Raw genomic sequence first — 14,850 nt, forward strand, 5'->3', positions numbered from 1 at the left:
AAGTTTAGGCCCGGATGTCGTTCACGGGTCGCGAAACGAAAAAGGCGGCCACGCGGGCCGCCTTTCTCCGTTGTCCTGGCGACGCGCTTACTGCAGCGCGTCGGACAGGATCCGCGGCGTGACGAAGATCAGCAGCTCGGCCTTGTCGTTGGTCCGCGAAGTATTGCGGAACAACACGCCCAGACCGGGGATATCGCCAAGACCCGGGACCTTTTTGGTCGTGTTCGTCTTGGTGATCTCGTAGATGCCACCGAGGACGACGGTCTGACCGTTGTCGACGAGCACCGAGGTGTTGATTTCGCGGGTGTCGATCTGCGGGACCGAACCGCCGCCCGGGCTGGCGACGAACTGGGCCAGCGCGTCCTTCTTCACGTTGATCTTCAGGTACACGCGGCTGTCGGCGGTGATCGTCGGCGTCACACGCAGCTCGAGCACAGCATCCTTGAACTGGACCGTGGCGTTCTGCGCGCCGCCGCCGGAGCTCGAGGCCTGGTAGGTCACATAACCGATCTGCTGACCCTGCTTGATGACCGCTTCCTGCTGGTTGGCCGTGATCACACGCGGGCTGGAGATCAGCTCGCTGCGACCCTCGGTCTGCGCCGCCGAAAGCTCGAGGTCGACCAGATAGTTCGCACCCAGGATCGCCAGGCCGATGCTGCCCGAGGGGTTGGCGACCGGCAGGTTGACGTTGTAGCCACCCGGCAGGCTGACCGCGGCAGGCGTCGGGATCGTCCCCGTGCCGCCGTTGGCGTTGTACTGGTTCACCGCGTTGGTATAGCCGACATCGCTGTTGTGGACGCTGGTAACCAGACCGCCCGTGCCGCCGGCCGTGGTACCGGTGGAGCCGCTGCTCAGATCCGGCGACGTACCGACGACCTGGTTGGCGTTGTTGTGGTTGTATCCCTGGACGCCCCAGCGCACACCCAGCTCGCGGGTGAAGGTATCGGTCGCCACCACGATGCGCGACTCGATCAGCACCTGCTGCACCGGACGATCGAGGGTACCGATCAGCTCGCGCAGGTCACGGATCTTGTCCGGCGTGTCGTTGATCAGCAACGTGTTGGTGCGGTCGTCGAACGAGACGCTGCCACGCGGGGACAGGAAGCCACGCGTCGTATTGGAGCCGCTGCTGCCACCGCCGCCCTGCATGCTGCCCTGGGTCAGCAGCTTGGCGATGTCTTCCGCCTTGCCGTAGCTGATCGGGATGTAATCGGACACCAGCTCCGCGGAATCCTGGGCCTTCTGACGAGCGTCGGCGAGGCTCTGCTCGTAGCTGGCAAGCTCGGCCTGCGGAGCGATCCAGACGACGTTGCCGCTGCGACGCTTGTCCAGACCCTTGGCCCGCAGGATCACGTCCAGCGCCTGATCCCACGGCGTGTTGACCAGTCGCAGGGTGACGCTGCCGCCGACGCTGTCGGAGGCGACCAGATTGAGCTTGGCTTCGTCCGCGATCAGCTGAAGGGCCGAACGCACGGGAATGTCCTGGAAGTTGAAGGTCAGACGCGAACCCGAATACGTCGGATCCTGACCCTTCGCGGCCTTACCCGTCGGGGCGGCGGCCTTCTTCGGCGCCACTTCGACGACATAATCGCTGCCGCTCTGATAGGCCGAGACTTCGACATCACCCTTGGTGCGGACATCCAGGCGGGCACCGCCGGGAGCCGACTTCGATTCGATCGACTGCACCGGCGTGGCGAAGTCGAGCACGTCGAGACGCTGAGCGAGCTTGGGCGGCAGCGACGAGCCCGACAGGCTGACGATCACGTGGTCGCCTTCGCGGTGCATTTCCGGCGTCGTCGCCGAGCTGCCCAGCGTGACCAGCACGCGGCCTTCGCCGTTCGGCCCGCGACGGAAGTCGATGTTCGATACCGGCGTGCCGGCTGACGAAGGCAACGCCTTGGTCGGATCGGAAACGGTCGCCGTCGTCGTCGTGGCACCCGTCGGACCGTTGTTCACGGTGACGACGAGGTTCTTGCCATCGACGCGCGTGCGGTATGCCGACTCACGGAAAAGCTCGACCGTGACGCGGGTCTTGCCACCGGCGGAGACCACCGACACGCCCGATGTCGAACCCTTGCCGATATCGAGATGGCGGGTGCTGTAGCTGTTGGTGGTGTCCGGAAGGTCGATCGCGATACGCGGCGGATTGTTGGTCGTGAAGACCTTCGGATCCGGTGCCTTTTCCGAGAAAGCCAGCCGGAGTTCGATGCGGCCGCCGGGCTGAGCGTCGTAGCTCACGTTCTGCAACGTGTTCTCCGCCGACGCGGCACTGGCGAAACCGCCGGCGAAGGCCAGCGCGGTGCCGAGGATCCAGCGTCGCGTGCGAAGACGCGCGCTACCCGGCAGATGATTCAGTTTGGTCGTCATGTGCGTCATCCCCGAGTTCTTATTTTTCGCCGACCGCGATGCTTGCCGGACGCTCCATCCAGCCGCCCGAGCCATTCGGCACCAGTTCGACCAGATCGATCCGATCCTCGCCAACGGCCGTGATGCGTCCGTAGGCCTGCCCCATGTACTCATTGCGATGGACACGATGGATCACCCCACCGGGATCCTTCACAAGCGCCTCCAGGTTTGCACCAGCACCAACCGTGCCAACCATCTTGAGAGCGTCGAGGCCGAACATTTCCAAGGGTTCCTTCGGACGGTTTTCGTCCGGACGGGGACCACTGGCGACATTGCTGTCCATTTCAGCCGTGCTCGGGCTGAAGGGATCGCGTGCGCCCTGGTCCTGGTAAGCGAACGTCTCGAACGTGCGGATCACCGGCAACGGCGGGATCGGCTCGCCTTTCTTGTGTTTTTCGGCGTCGACCCACTCGCGCAGGTCGGACGTGCCCTTGGTGCAACCGGCGAGCGAAATGACACCGAACAGCGCGACGGCCAGCGGGCGGGCGAGGGAGTAATGGCGATTCATCACTTATTCCCCTTCTGCAGCTTGCTCTTCGCCTGCGGCGTCTCGTCGTCCTCGAGGTAGCGGTAGGTCTTCACGGTGCCCTGGAGAACCAGCTGGCCGTTGCCGGCCGCCTTCTTGTCGGTGCTCTTCGGGCTCAGCGAGACGTCGTGCAGCGTCAGAATCACGACGCGAGGCAACGAGGCCACGCCACTGATGAAGGTGCCGAACTGGTGGTAAGTACCGACCATGCGCAGCGTGATCGGCTTCTCGGCGTAGAAGTCCTTCGGCGTTTCCGGACCGGGCTGGAACAGCTCGGTCTCGATGCCCGCGGCCAACGCCGTCTGCGAGATGTCGATCAGCAGCTCGGGCATTTCCGTCTTGCTCGGCAACTGGCGCAGCAGGGTCCGCAACATGTCCTGCATGTCGGAAAGCTGCTGCTCCAGGGCCTCGAGATTGGCGGACTTGGCCTGCTTCTGCGAGAACTCGGACTTGAGACTGGTTTCCTTGGACTCGGCGCTGGCCAGGTCGTCCTGCTGGCTGCTGATCTGGAAGTACCAGCCAGCCAGCACCACGATCACGAAGACCAGGCCGGTGAAAAACATCTTGATGGGCTTCGGCCAGCCACCGACGTTGTGCCGATCGAGATTGCGCAGATCGTCAAAGAATTTCATTGTTTGACTCCTGCCGGAGCGGCGGCAGCCGCAGGCGTGGCCGCCGGCGGAGTGGCAGGCGTAGCCGGCGCCGCGGCGGGTGCGGGAGCACCCGGGCTGGCCGTAACGGCATTGGCGGCGTTGACCAGCGGCGCGGGCACCGCGGCGGCCGGCGGGGCGACCGTGGAGGCACCGGCGGGGGCGCCGTCCTGCGGATTGTCGCCCGGGCTCTTCAGGTGCACGTCGAGACCGAAGGCATACGGCATGCGCGAGGCGTCATGCGTGTTCTCGGTCTTGCGCAGGTCGGCATGGCCCATCCAGGGCGACGCCTCGACGTTGCGCATGTACTCGGCCACGCTGGAGTTCGACTGGGCGACGCCATCGAGCGACATCGAGTCACCCGACTGCTTCATGCCGGCCAGGCGAGCCGATGCCGGGATCGTCTTCACCAGTTCGTCGAACAGGTGGACCATCTGCGACCGGTTGGCCTGCAGCTGTTCGATGATCTGCTTACGCTGGAGCAGATCGGCCCTGACCTTCTCGAGATCCTTGATCTTCGCGATGCGATCGTCGAGCTGCTTGATCTCGGTGGTCAGGTAGTCGTTTCGCTCGTTCTGGTTGTCGATCCGGGCGTCCATCCACAGCGACCAGCCGATGAGCACCACGAGGGCGGCGCCAAAGGCCAGACCGAGCTGGATGTAGAACTCCCGCTCGCGCTGTTTACGGCGCTCGGCACGCCAGGGAAGTAGGTTGATCCGTGCCATCAGTCGAAGCTCCTCATGGCGAGGCCGACGGCAATCATCAGCGCGGGGGCGTCCTGGGCCAGGGTCTGTGCCTGCACGCGGCTGGACAGCGACATGCGCGCCAGGGGGTTGGCGACGACGCACGGCACGCCCAGCTGCTGCTCGAGCAACTCGGTGATGCCGTCGATCGCGGCGCAACCGCCGGCGAGAACCACCTGGTCGACGCGGCTGTATTCGCTACCGGCGAAGAAGAACTGGAGCAGGCGGCTGACCTGCTGGACCAGCGACTCCTTGAACGGCTCCAGTGCCTCCATCTCGTACGATTCGGGCAGGCCGCCCTTGCGTTTGGCGCGACCGGCTTCCTCATAGGAGAGGCCGTAGCGACGCATGATTTCGTCGGTCAGCTGCTTGCCGCCGAAGACCTGCTCGCGCGAGTAGATGGTCCGCTGGTTCTTCAGTACCGCCAGCGTGGTCATGGTCGCGCCGATGTCGACCACCGCCACCAGGGCGTCGCGCGACACCGCGAGCTGGTCGGCGACCATCCCGAAGGCGTTCTCCATGGCAAAGGCCTCGACGTCGACCACGCGGGCGGTCAGACCGCCCAGGTCGAGCGCGGCGATGCGCATGTCCACGTTTTCGGTGCGGGAGGCCGCCAGAAGCACGTTATTCATTTCCGGGTTGTCACGCACCGGCCCCATGACCTCGAAATCGAGGCTGACTTCCTCGATCGGGTAGGGGATGTACTGGTTCGCTTCGACCTGGATCTGCCCCTCGAGGTCGTCCTCGGAGAGATCGGCGGACATGGGAATGATGCGGGTGATCACGGCCGAACCCGCCACGGCTGCCGCCGCGTGCTTGAGCTTGGATCCGGACCGGGCCAGGGCGCGGCGAATGGCTTCGCCTACCGCCTCGACCTCGACGATGTTCTTTTCAACGACGGCATTTGGCGGCAACGGCTCAACGGCGTAGTGCTCGACGCGGTAGCGTCCACCTGCCTGACTGAGCTGCAGCAGCTTTACTGCGGTCGAACTGATATCGACGCCGATGAGCGGCGCCGCTTTGGGTGTAAAGAGCCCCACGTTGTCCCCCTTCCCCGCGCCTTGTCGGAATTGGTCTTCGGCGCGAAGGCATTAGATCTAAAACTTAACGGATTGGCAACGGGCCGTTTCAGCCCTTACCGGCACTAATTCACAAATCCTGTCACTGGGTTAGCGAAACCCTCTCACACCCCGTCGAACCCGGGTCACCCGCCCCACCCCCCGGCGAGGCTCTATACTCCGCGACGACCCATCCGCCGGTGACCCCTTCTCTTCCATGCGAATTCTCAAGCGTCTGCTGCGCATCGCGCTGTATCTCGCCCTGGCCGGCATCCTTTTCGTGGCGGGCGCCATCGGCGTCGCCTACTGGCTCCTGGCGCCACGCCTGCCTTCCGTGGCGGTCCTGCGCGACTATCACATGCAGGTTCCCTTACGAGTCCTGAGCTCGGATGGACGCCTGATCGCCTCCTTCGGTGAAACCCGCCGCGTCCCGGTCCACATCGCCGACGTTCCGGCACGCCTCAAGAATGCTGTCTTATCGGCCGAGGACGGGGATTTCTATAGCCACCCGGGTGTCGACTGGCACGGCATCGCCCGCGCGGGCATCCATGTGATCGTTTCCGGCGGTGACAAGGGACCCGGCGGCTCGACCATCACCCAGCAGGTGGCGCGCAACTTCTTCCTCAGCCCCGAGAAGCTCTACTCGCGCAAGCTGACGGAAGTCTTCATCGCGCTGCGCATGGAGAACGAGCTGACCAAGGACCAGATCCTCGAGCTCTATATCAACAAGATGTTCCTGGGCCACCGGTCCTACGGACTGGCCGCCGCAGCCTCGTATTACTACGGCAAGACCCTCGACCAGCTGACGGTGGCCGAATGCGCGTCGCTGGCGTCCACGTTCCAGTTGCCATCGGTGGTCAATCCGCTGAACAACCAGGCGCGACTGGTCACCCGGCGCAACTGGGTGCTGGGCCAGATGCTGTCGAACCGGTTCATCACCAAGGCCGAATACGACGAGGCCGTGAAGGAGCCCAACGACGCCTTCCCGCACGAGCAGCAGATCGAAGTCGATGCGCCGTACCTCGCCGAGATGGTCCGCCAGCAGGTGCTGGAGAAGCTGGGCAACGACGCCCTGACCGAAGGTTATGTCGTGCGCACCACCGTGCCGAGCGACAGTCAGGCCGCCGCCAACGACGCGCTGCGCGGACGCCTGTCCGCCTATGACCGCCGCCATGGCTATCGTGGCCCCGAGGGTCACGAGGAACTGCCCGCGCAGGCTGGCCCCGAGGACTACGACCGCGTTCTCGCGGGCTACACGAGCGTGGCCGGCATGATGCCCGGCATCGTGACCGCGACCGGCGCGAAGGAGGCCACGGTGTACCTGTCCGCCAAGGAAACCGCCACCATCAGCCTCGAGTCGATCGCCTGGGCCCGGCCCTACGTGAACGAAGGGCGTGCGGGAGCCGCTCCGACACGCGTCGACACGGTGCTCAAGCGTGGCGACATCGTCCGCCTGATCCGCAGCGAGAAGGACGACCTGTCCGAGAACGCCAGCGCCGCCGATACCGCCAAAGTCAGCACCGAGTCCCATCCGGAGCCAGCCAAGGGGCCGTGGCGCCTGACCCAGATTCCCGCCGTGCAGGCCGCCCTCGTGTCGCTGGACCCGGAAGACGGCGCGGTCCGCGCACTGGTCGGCGGTTTCAGCTTCGTACGGTCCAAGTTCAACCGCGCGGTCATGGCCGCACGGCAGCCGGGTTCGAGCTTCAAGCCCTATCTCTACTCGGCCGCGTTCGAGCGCGGGTTCACACCCGCATCCATCGTCAACGACGCGCCGGTGGCCTTCCCCGACCCGTCGCGCCCCGACGGCATGTGGACGCCCGCGAACGACGACGGAAAGTTCGCCGGCCCCATGCGCCTTCGCGAGGCGCTCGTGCAGTCTAAGAATCTGGTCTCCGTCCGCCTGCTGGACGCGATCGGCCTGCGCTTCGCCCGCGATTACATGACGCGCTTCGGCTTCACGCCGGACGCCCTGCCCCAGAACCTCTCGCTGGCGCTGGGTACCGCCTCGGTCTCGCCGATGAGCATGGCGCGCGGCTATGCGGTGTTCGCCAACGGCGGGTACCTCATCACGCCCTACTTCATCTCGCGCATCGACGATCGGGACGGCAAGCCGGTTTACGTGGCGAACCCCGAGCGCGCGTGCTCGGATTGCCAGGAGCGCCTGCTCAACCCGACGCCCGCCGGCCCGCCGACGCAGCCATCGACGGCGCTGATCCCGGCCAAGCCCGCCGCCGCCAGCACGGCCGCCGGTAGCGGCACGGGCGATGCGGTGTTGCCCGCCGATGCCCACGACAATACAGCGCAGGCGCCCAAGCTGGCGCCGCACGTGATCGACGTGCGCAACGATTACCTGGTGACCTCGCTGATGCAGGACGTGGTCAAGCGCGGCACGGGCTCGGCGGCGCGCGCGCTCGGTCGCGACGATATCGCCGGCAAGACGGGCTCGACCAACGATCACCGCGACGCGTGGTTCGTCGGCTTCAATGGCGATGTCTCCACCGCCGTCTGGGTCGGATTCGACGACTTCGGCTCCCTGGGTCGCGGCGAGTTCGGCGCCAAGGCGGCCTTGCCCATCTGGATGGACTACATGGGCGCCGTACTCAAGGACAAGCCGTCGCATACGCTGGCCATGCCTCCGGGCATCGCCACGGTGCAGATCGATCCGGGCTCCGGCCTGCCCTCACCGGGCGGCATGAACGAAATCATGAAGGTCGAGGATGTCGATCGTCTTCGCGAACAGGCGGCGCAGAAACAGCAGGAGGATCAGCAGGAACACGCCTACGACATCTTCTGATACGTCCACATTACACACCACACGGGGGTGAGTCATGGCACGAGGCGAGCACCACAAGATCCATGCGCAGGACCGGACGCAGCGGCATCGCGTCCTCGTCGCCCAGGAGGCGGCGCGCCTGATGAGCGAGCATGGCATTCGTGACTTCCACCACGCGAAGCTGAAGGCGGCGGAGCGGCTCGGTATCGTCGACACCCAGGCCCTTCCGCGCAACAACGAGATCGAAGACGCGTTGCGCGAACACCAGCGCATCTTCCAGGCCGATACTCAGCCACAGGCCTTGCGGGCACGTCGCGAGGCAGCCATCGAGGCGATGCGGTTTCTGCGCGGGTTCGACGCACGACTGGTCGGCGCGGTGCTCGAAGGCACGGCGGACGAGCACTCGGCCGTCTGCCTGCACCTGTTCAGCGATGACCCTGAAGCGCCCGTGTTGTTCCTGCAGGAACAAGGCATTCCGCTGGAGACCCAGACCCGCCGGCTGCGCTGGTCCAACAACGAACAGAGCGAACATCCGGTACTGCTGTTCGGTGCGGACGGTATCCCGTTCGACCTCACCGTGCTGCCACTGGACGCGCTGCGCCAGGCGCCACTGGACCGTGTCGACGAACGGCCGATGCGCCGCGCCACCGCGTCGATGGTGCAGAACCTGCTGGCGGAAGAGGACCTGGCCGCTTACAACGCGGCCATGTAGGAGCGCGCCCCGCGCGCGAAAAGCCAACAGGGCGGTGACGGGGTACCGCTTCGTCGCTCCGTTGGCCTTTCGCGCGCGGGGCGCGCTCCTACCGCGCTAAAAAGAAACCCCGCTTTCGCGGGGTTTCCTTTTTAGCGCTTGTCGTTCGGGATGTAATCGCGAACGTCGGCACCGGTGTAGATCTGACGCGGGCGGCCGATGCGGGCCCCCGGGGTTTCGTGCTGCTCGATCCAGTGGGAGATCCAGCCCGACGTACGCGCGATGGCGAACATCACGGTGAACATCTCGGTCGGGATGCCCAGCGCCTTGTAGATGATGCCCGAGTAGAAGTCGACGTTCGGATAGAGCTTGCGCTCCACGAAGTAGTCGTCCTTCAGCGCGGCTTCTTCCAGCTTCATGGCGACGTCGAGCAGCGGATCGTTGACGCCGAGCTCCTCGAGCACCTTGTGGCACATCTCGCGGATGATCTTGGCGCGCGGATCGAAGTTCTTGTAAACGCGGTGACCGAAACCCATCAGACGGAAGGAGTCGTTCTTGTCCTTCGCGCGCTTGACCGCGGTCTCGACCTTGTCGGCGGTACCGATTTCTTCGAGCTGCTTGAGCACGGCTTCGTTGGCGCCACCGTGCGCCGGACCCCAGAGCGCGGTGATGCCGGCGGCAACGGACGCGTACGGGTTGGCTCCGGTCGAGCCGACCAGACGGACCGTCGACGTCGACGCGTTCTGTTCGTGATCGGCGTGCAGGATGAACAGCAGGTCGAGCGCCTTGGCGACCACCGGATTCAGTTCGAGCGGCTCGCTCGGCACTTCGAACATGGTGTGCAGGAAGCGGGTGACGTACTCGAGGTTGTTGCGCGGGTAGCGCGTCGGCCAGCCGATCGAATGACGGTAGATAGCGGCCGAAATGGTCGGCATCTTGGCGATCAGACGGACGGCGGCGAGCTTGCGGTCTTCCGGGTTATCGACATCGAGCTTGTCGTGATAGAACGCCGACAGCGACGCGATCGACGCGGCCAGCATGGCCATCGGATGCGCGTTGTGATGGAAACCCTTGAGGAAGTCCTTAAGGTTCTCGTGCATCATCGAATGATGCGTGACCTCACCGGAGAACTTCTCGAACTCCGGCTTCGTCGGCAGTTCGCCGTTGAGCAGCAGGTACGAGGTCTCGAGGAAGGTGGACTTCTCGGCCAGCTGCTCGATCGGGTAGCCGCGGTACAACAGGACACCCTTGTCGCCGTCGATGTACGTGATGGCGCTCTTGGTGCTGGCGGTGCTGCCGTAACCCGGATCGTACGTGAAGTAACCGGTGTCCTTGTACAGCGTGCCGATGTCGACGCACTCGGCGCCGAGCGTGCCGCCGATGACCGGCAGTTCGCTCACGGGCTTGTTGGATTCATCGACCAATTTGACGGTTTTGGCGTCGGACACGGCGAGCTCCTCTGTGCTTGTTCCCGCCGCTCCACGCAATGGAACGACGTAGCAATGGTTGGAATAACGGCACCCTGGGGAAGGTCCCGTACCGGCCGCAACCCGCGACCGAAGTTCCCCATTATCACACAGCGACGATTCAAACGTCCGTTAGGACCGCGTGTAAATCGCACACGCAAAAAGACACGGGGCAAGCCATGGGCTCGCCCCGTGTCCTCTATCCTCGCGACACGCCACCCCGCAGGCGGCGCGCGGATGGTGCGGTCTTACTTCTGACCGTAGCGCTGACGGAACTTGTCGACGCGACCGCCGATGTCCAGCGTCTTCTGCTTACCGGTGTAGAACGGGTGCGAGTGGCTCGAGATATCGAGCTTGATGACCGGGTACTCGTTACCGTCTTCCCACTTGACGGTCTCCTTGGAGGACATCGTCGAACGCGTCAGGAACGCGAAATCGGACGAAAGGTCCTGGAAGACCACCGACTGGTACTTCGGATGAATGTTCTCTTTCATGGCTTGAACCTGAGAAATAGCGGGGTGAAAAGAGCGGCATTGTAGCCCGGGGTCCGGGGTCGTGCAAGCCGGCACCGCGGGCGGGATCTCAGACGGCGCCCAGTGCGCCCGCGATCAGCTCGCCGAAACGGGCCTGGTCGACCTCGAGCACGATGCGGGCGTTCGGCTTGCCGCCGAGACGGCCATGCCAGTCGACCACGGTAGCGCCACGCGTGAGTCGCCCGTCGAGCTCGATGGCGACGTGGCGGGTTTCGGCGCGCACGATCATGGCGGGATCCAGCGCCACGGCCATGGCCAGCGCGTCGGCCGCGATGAACCCGGTACGCTCGTGCTCGGCGTTGAAGCGGCGGGCCGTCGCGAAGATCTTCTCGAAGAACGAGGCGCGCTTATCGCCGGAGGCGACCCAGCGCTCGTAGACCTCGTCGGGGAAGGCGTGACGGACGGTCGCCTCCCAGTCCACCAGATCGAAGTGCTCGAATGCCTCGAAGACGACGTGCGCCGCCTCGGGATCGAATCCGATATTGAACTCGGCGGGAATCTTCCCCGTGTTGCCGTGACCGGTGACGGCGCCGCCCATGATGACCAGGCGCTTCACGCGCGCAGGCAGCGTCGGGTCCAGACGCACGGCCAGGGCCAGGTTCGTCAGGGGACCCAGTGCGACGAGCGTGAGCTCGTCCGGACGTTCGCGGGTCAGGCGGATCAGCGCGAGCGCGGCGTGCTCGGCCTCCGCAGCATGCTGGGGCTCAGGAAAGCCGACATCGCCAAAGCCATCCGCGCCGTGGACGAACGCGGCGTCCTCATCGGGCGCACGCACCAGCGGAGACGGGCATCCGCCGAACACGGGCGTCGTCGCTCCGATCAGTTCGACCAGCGTACGGGCGTTACGCACCGTATGACCGAGGCCTACGTTGCCCGCGGCAACCGTCAGGGCGGCGACATCGGTATGCGCGTGCGCCATGAGGATCGCCAGCGCGTCATCCACGCCGGGGTCGGTGTCGATCAGCAACGGAAGTCGGGTCATCGGTTATCGGTCCGTGGACGGCCGGACAGCATACCGCCGGCCGGGCCCTTCAGACAGCCTGCGACGCGATCTCGGCCGTGCCGAACTCGAAGCCGAGCTCCGACGCGACCTGGCTCACGCCAGCGAGCACCCGTCTGAGCGACGGGGTACGGGTCGCGATGCGCGAACGAAGATCGAGCGTGCACGTAAGTCCCGCCTGGAGCAGATCCGCATGGGCCAGGTGCAGCGTATCCGCCTGCGACTGGGTCAGCAGCCCCTGCTCGCGCAGCACGTCGATCAGGCTGCTGCTGGCCGGCGTATCCAGAATGGGCGGACAGCTGGCGGCGTGCGCAAGCACCATGCCCTGCAGGATGAACTCGATGTCGATCAGCGCACCCACGCCCTGCTTCAGATCCACCTGCTCGGCATCCGACCGGTCGCGCTCGCCGCGCCAGCGAGTCCGCATGGCGCTGACTTCAGCGAACACCCGCACACCGTCCCGCTGCGTCGCGAGAATCTCCCGACGGATCTCCGCCAGCTGGCCGCCCACGCGCGCGTCGCCGGCAACCGGACGAGCCCGGAGGAGCGCCTGATGCTCCCAGGTCCAGGCGCGATCGCGCTGATAGGCCTCGAAGGCATCCACGCTGGCGACCAGCAACCCCTTCGAACCGTCCGGCCGCAGACGCGTGTCGACATCGTAGAGCTTGCCGGCATGCGTCTGAGCGCTCAGCCAATGCATGACACGCTGGGCGAGACGCTGATACCACCGGGTGCCATCGACCGGACGCGGGCCATCGCTCATCGCATTGGCGCGTTTGCCGTCATAGACGAAGACAAGATCGAGATCGGAGGCGAAACCCAGCTCTTCACCGCCCAGGCTGCCGTAGCCGAGCACGGCGAAGCCGCTGCCCTCCCCGGGAAGGCGCCCGTGCTGAGCGGTCAGTTCGCGCGTGGCGAGCGCCAGCACCGCGGCGACCACCGCCTCGGCCAGTCCGGCGAGACGACGCGCCGTGGCGGTCGCGTCGGCACGACCGTCGTTGAAAGCGAGACCCAGCCGGAAGGCGATACTGGAACGGAATTCATTGATGCGCTCGAGTTCGTGCTCGGCGTCGCGCTCGTCGAGCGTGCCCAGCGAGCGGGCCATCTCCACCGCGATGTCCGCGCGCTTCAGCGGCAGCTGATCGATGCGCGGATCGAGCACGTCGTCGAGCAACAGCGGCTGCGCAATCACCCGCTCGGCAAGGAACGCGCTGTCCGCAAATACCGTGGCGACACGACGGCGCGCACTGGGCTGCTCGTCGAGCAGCGCGAGATACGACGAACGGCGCGCGACGGCCTGCACCAGGCGCAGCATGCGCAACAGACTCGATGCCGGCGACGCACTGCTGCGGGCGGCACCGATCAGCTGCGGCATGAGCCGCTGCAGGCGCTCGGACGAACGCGCCGACATCGACCGCACCGATGCCGCCCGAGGCAACTTGATCAGCTCCGACGCCACGTCGTGTCCGGGCCGGAAACCGGAGGCTTCCATCGTCGCCGCCACCAGCGATTCGTCCCGCGCGGCCTCCCACAGCTCCACGTCGGCGGCGGGCGCGACGGCTTTCCCGCCTGCCTGCGGCACCAGCACCGCGGCGAATTCCGCCGAGACCGCGTCGCGGTGACGCGTCAGGACTTCGGCCAGCGCATCCCACGAGGGGTAGTTCAGACCCAGCGCCAGGCGCTCGCGCGACAGCTCGTCGTCCGGAATATCGTGCGTCTGCGCGTCGCGCAACATCTGCACACGATTCTCCAGAAGGCGCAGGAAGAGATAAGCCTCGCGCAACAGCTTCGCGCGCGCCTTGGGGATATAGCCCTTCGCCTCGCATGCCCGCAGGGCGGGAAGCAGTCCCCGCACGCGAAGGGCCGGGTCGCGACCGCCGCGAATCATCTGGGTGAGCTGCACCACGAATTCGATTTCGCGAATACCACCGGGACCCAGCTTCAGGTTGCCGGCAAGGTCTTTTCGCGCCACCTCCGCATCGATCAGCGACTTCATCTCGCGCAGCCCGGCGAACGCCGTGTAGTCGAGATAGCGCCGGTAAACGAACGGCCGCAGCATGTCCTGCAATTCGCGACCGGCCGTGCGATCGCCCGCCACCGGTCGCGCCTTGATCCACGCGTAGCGTTCCCAGTCACGGCCTTCGCGCTGGTAGTACTGCTCCATGGCGGCGAAAGGCAACGCCAGCCGCCCGGCGTTGCCGAACGGACGCAGTCGCAGGTCGACACGGGCACAGATGCCGTCGACCGTCGGCTCGGCCAGCAGCCGTACGAGCTGTCGCGTCTCCCGAATGAAATACTCGCCATTGTCGAGTGGACGCGAGCCGTCGGTCTCACCTCCGGACGCGTAGGCGAGCACGAGGTCGATATCCGAGGAGAAATTGAGTTCGTTGCCGCCCAGCTTGCCGAAGCCGATCACGACCATGCGCTGTTCGACACCGGCCGCATCGCGCGGGCGGCCGAAGCGCGCGTGCAACGAGTGCTCCGACCAGCGCAGGGCGGCCGACAGCAGCGTTTCATAGAGCGCGCTCGTCGACGACAAGGTGTCATCGACATCGTCGAGCCCGTTGACGTCGCGAAACACGATACGCAGCGCCTCCGCGTGCCGGAAACGGCGCAGCATCGCCATGCAGCGATCTTCGTCGGCGGGCAGATCGAGCGAGGTGGCGCGCGTGCTCGCGTCGGCATTGCCGCGCAGTCGCTCCAGTCCCGCTGGCGCAAGCAACTCGGGCTGACGTCGCAGGACATCGAAAGCGAAGTCCGAGGCGAGAAGCGTGCGGCGGATACGCTCGGCGACGCCCGCGTCATCGTGCAAGGGGATGCGCGCGGCACGACACGCCGCCATCACGTCGGCGTAGCGGTGGTCGATCAGGGCGCGGAGCTCGGGACTTTCGCGCGGTGTTGGCGTGGAAGCATTCATGAGGCGGTCATTGTGCCCGAGACGAGGCCTGTGGCGGCCGGGTGAGAGGATTCAGATTTTTCTTACGAATCATGACCTTTTTCGTCG

General features: G+C 65.6%; 11 protein-coding genes. 2 read left to right on the plus strand and 9 right to left on the minus strand.

Annotated features, from left to right (window positions below):
- Positions 1–87: 87 nt before the first annotated feature.
- The 5 genes from BLT40_RS09450 to BLT40_RS09470 are packed head-to-tail and all read right to left on the minus strand — an operon-like array spanning position 88 to position 5,365.
- Complete coding sequence (locus tag BLT40_RS09450) at positions 88–2,367, minus strand: type IV pilus secretin PilQ (protein ID WP_090353850.1); 2,280 nt, start codon at positions 2,365–2,367, stop codon at positions 88–90.
- 19 nt (positions 2,368–2,386) lie between these two features.
- Entirely contained in the window at positions 2,387–2,914 is a 528-nt protein-coding gene (locus tag BLT40_RS09455; RefSeq protein ID WP_036110163.1) for a pilus assembly protein PilP, read from the minus strand.
- The gene (gene pilO / locus BLT40_RS09460; protein ID WP_036110159.1) at positions 2,914–3,564 is read right to left on the minus strand and encodes a type IV pilus inner membrane component PilO; all 651 of its coding nucleotides are present in this window, start codon (positions 3,562–3,564) and stop codon (positions 2,914–2,916) included. The genes BLT40_RS09455 and pilO overlap by 1 nt, the downstream gene beginning before the upstream one ends.
- Positions 3,561–4,307 (minus strand): PilN domain-containing protein, encoded by a 747-nt coding sequence (locus tag BLT40_RS09465; RefSeq protein WP_079520382.1) that lies wholly within the window; start codon positions 4,305–4,307, stop codon positions 3,561–3,563. Before BLT40_RS09465 ends, pilO begins: the two co-directional genes overlap by 4 nt.
- Positions 4,307–5,365: a pilus assembly protein PilM gene (locus BLT40_RS09470; protein WP_036110152.1), complete on the minus strand. Its 1,059-nt coding sequence runs from the start codon at positions 5,363–5,365 to the stop codon at positions 4,307–4,309. The genes BLT40_RS09465 and BLT40_RS09470 overlap by 1 nt, the downstream gene beginning before the upstream one ends.
- A gap of 235 nt (positions 5,366–5,600) precedes the next feature.
- Between BLT40_RS09470 and BLT40_RS09475 the strand changes: the two genes are divergently transcribed.
- On the plus strand, positions 5,601–8,177 hold the full coding sequence (locus BLT40_RS09475) for a penicillin-binding protein 1A (protein WP_043696079.1): 2,577 nt from the start codon (positions 5,601–5,603) through the stop codon (positions 8,175–8,177).
- A 34-nt stretch (positions 8,178–8,211) separates the two neighbouring features.
- Positions 8,212–8,868, plus strand: coding sequence for a hypothetical protein (locus BLT40_RS09480; RefSeq protein ID WP_090352760.1), 657 nt, complete (start codon positions 8,212–8,214; stop codon positions 8,866–8,868).
- 131 nt (positions 8,869–8,999) lie between these two features.
- Here the strand turns inward: BLT40_RS09480 and BLT40_RS09485 are convergent, their stop codons facing one another.
- The 4 genes from BLT40_RS09485 to glnE form a co-directional block, all read right to left on the minus strand.
- The gene (locus tag BLT40_RS09485) at positions 9,000–10,295 is read right to left on the minus strand and encodes a citrate synthase (RefSeq protein ID WP_090352761.1); all 1,296 of its coding nucleotides are present in this window, start codon (positions 10,293–10,295) and stop codon (positions 9,000–9,002) included.
- Positions 10,296–10,561: 266 nt separating this feature from the next.
- A complete protein-coding gene (locus BLT40_RS09490; protein ID WP_036110142.1) occupies positions 10,562–10,807 on the minus strand; it encodes a type B 50S ribosomal protein L31 in 246 nt (81 codons plus the stop codon).
- Positions 10,808–10,895: 88 nt separating this feature from the next.
- Positions 10,896–11,828 carry a nucleoside hydrolase gene (locus tag BLT40_RS09495; protein ID WP_079520381.1) on the minus strand — a complete coding sequence of 311 codons (933 nt, stop codon included), beginning with the start codon at positions 11,826–11,828 and terminating at the stop codon, positions 10,896–10,898.
- A gap of 49 nt (positions 11,829–11,877) precedes the next feature.
- Positions 11,878–14,763: a bifunctional [glutamate--ammonia ligase]-adenylyl-L-tyrosine phosphorylase/[glutamate--ammonia-ligase] adenylyltransferase gene (gene glnE / locus BLT40_RS09500; RefSeq protein WP_090352762.1), complete on the minus strand. Its 2,886-nt coding sequence runs from the start codon at positions 14,761–14,763 to the stop codon at positions 11,878–11,880.
- Between the last annotated feature and the right edge of the window lie 87 nt (positions 14,764–14,850).

It is taken from the genome of Dyella sp. 333MFSha (assembly GCF_900102405.1).
Classification (GTDB): Bacteria; Pseudomonadota; Gammaproteobacteria; order Xanthomonadales; family Rhodanobacteraceae; genus Luteibacter; species Luteibacter mycovicinus.

Excerpts from the sequence above, each read along its gene's own strand:
- BLT40_RS09450 (WP_090353850.1), bottom strand. The coding sequence starts at position 2,367 with ATGACGACCAAACTGAATCATCTGCCGGGTAGCGCGCGTCTTCGCACG.
- BLT40_RS09455 (WP_036110163.1), bottom strand. The coding sequence starts at position 2,914 with ATGAATCGCCATTACTCCCTCGCCCGCCCGCTGGCCGTCGCGCTGTTC.
- pilO (WP_036110159.1), bottom strand. The coding sequence starts at position 3,564 with ATGAAATTCTTTGACGATCTGCGCAATCTCGATCGGCACAACGTCGGT.
- BLT40_RS09465 (WP_079520382.1), bottom strand. The coding sequence starts at position 4,307 with ATGGCACGGATCAACCTACTTCCCTGGCGTGCCGAGCGCCGTAAACAG.
- BLT40_RS09475 (WP_043696079.1), top strand. The coding sequence starts at position 5,601 with ATGCGAATTCTCAAGCGTCTGCTGCGCATCGCGCTGTATCTCGCCCTG.
- BLT40_RS09480 (WP_090352760.1), top strand. The coding sequence starts at position 8,212 with ATGGCACGAGGCGAGCACCACAAGATCCATGCGCAGGACCGGACGCAG.
- BLT40_RS09490 (WP_036110142.1), bottom strand. The coding sequence starts at position 10,807 with ATGAAAGAGAACATTCATCCGAAGTACCAGTCGGTGGTCTTCCAGGAC.
- BLT40_RS09495 (WP_079520381.1), bottom strand. The coding sequence starts at position 11,828 with ATGACCCGACTTCCGTTGCTGATCGACACCGACCCCGGCGTGGATGAC.
- glnE (WP_090352762.1), bottom strand. The coding sequence starts at position 14,763 with ATGAATGCTTCCACGCCAACACCGCGCGAAAGTCCCGAGCTCCGCGCC.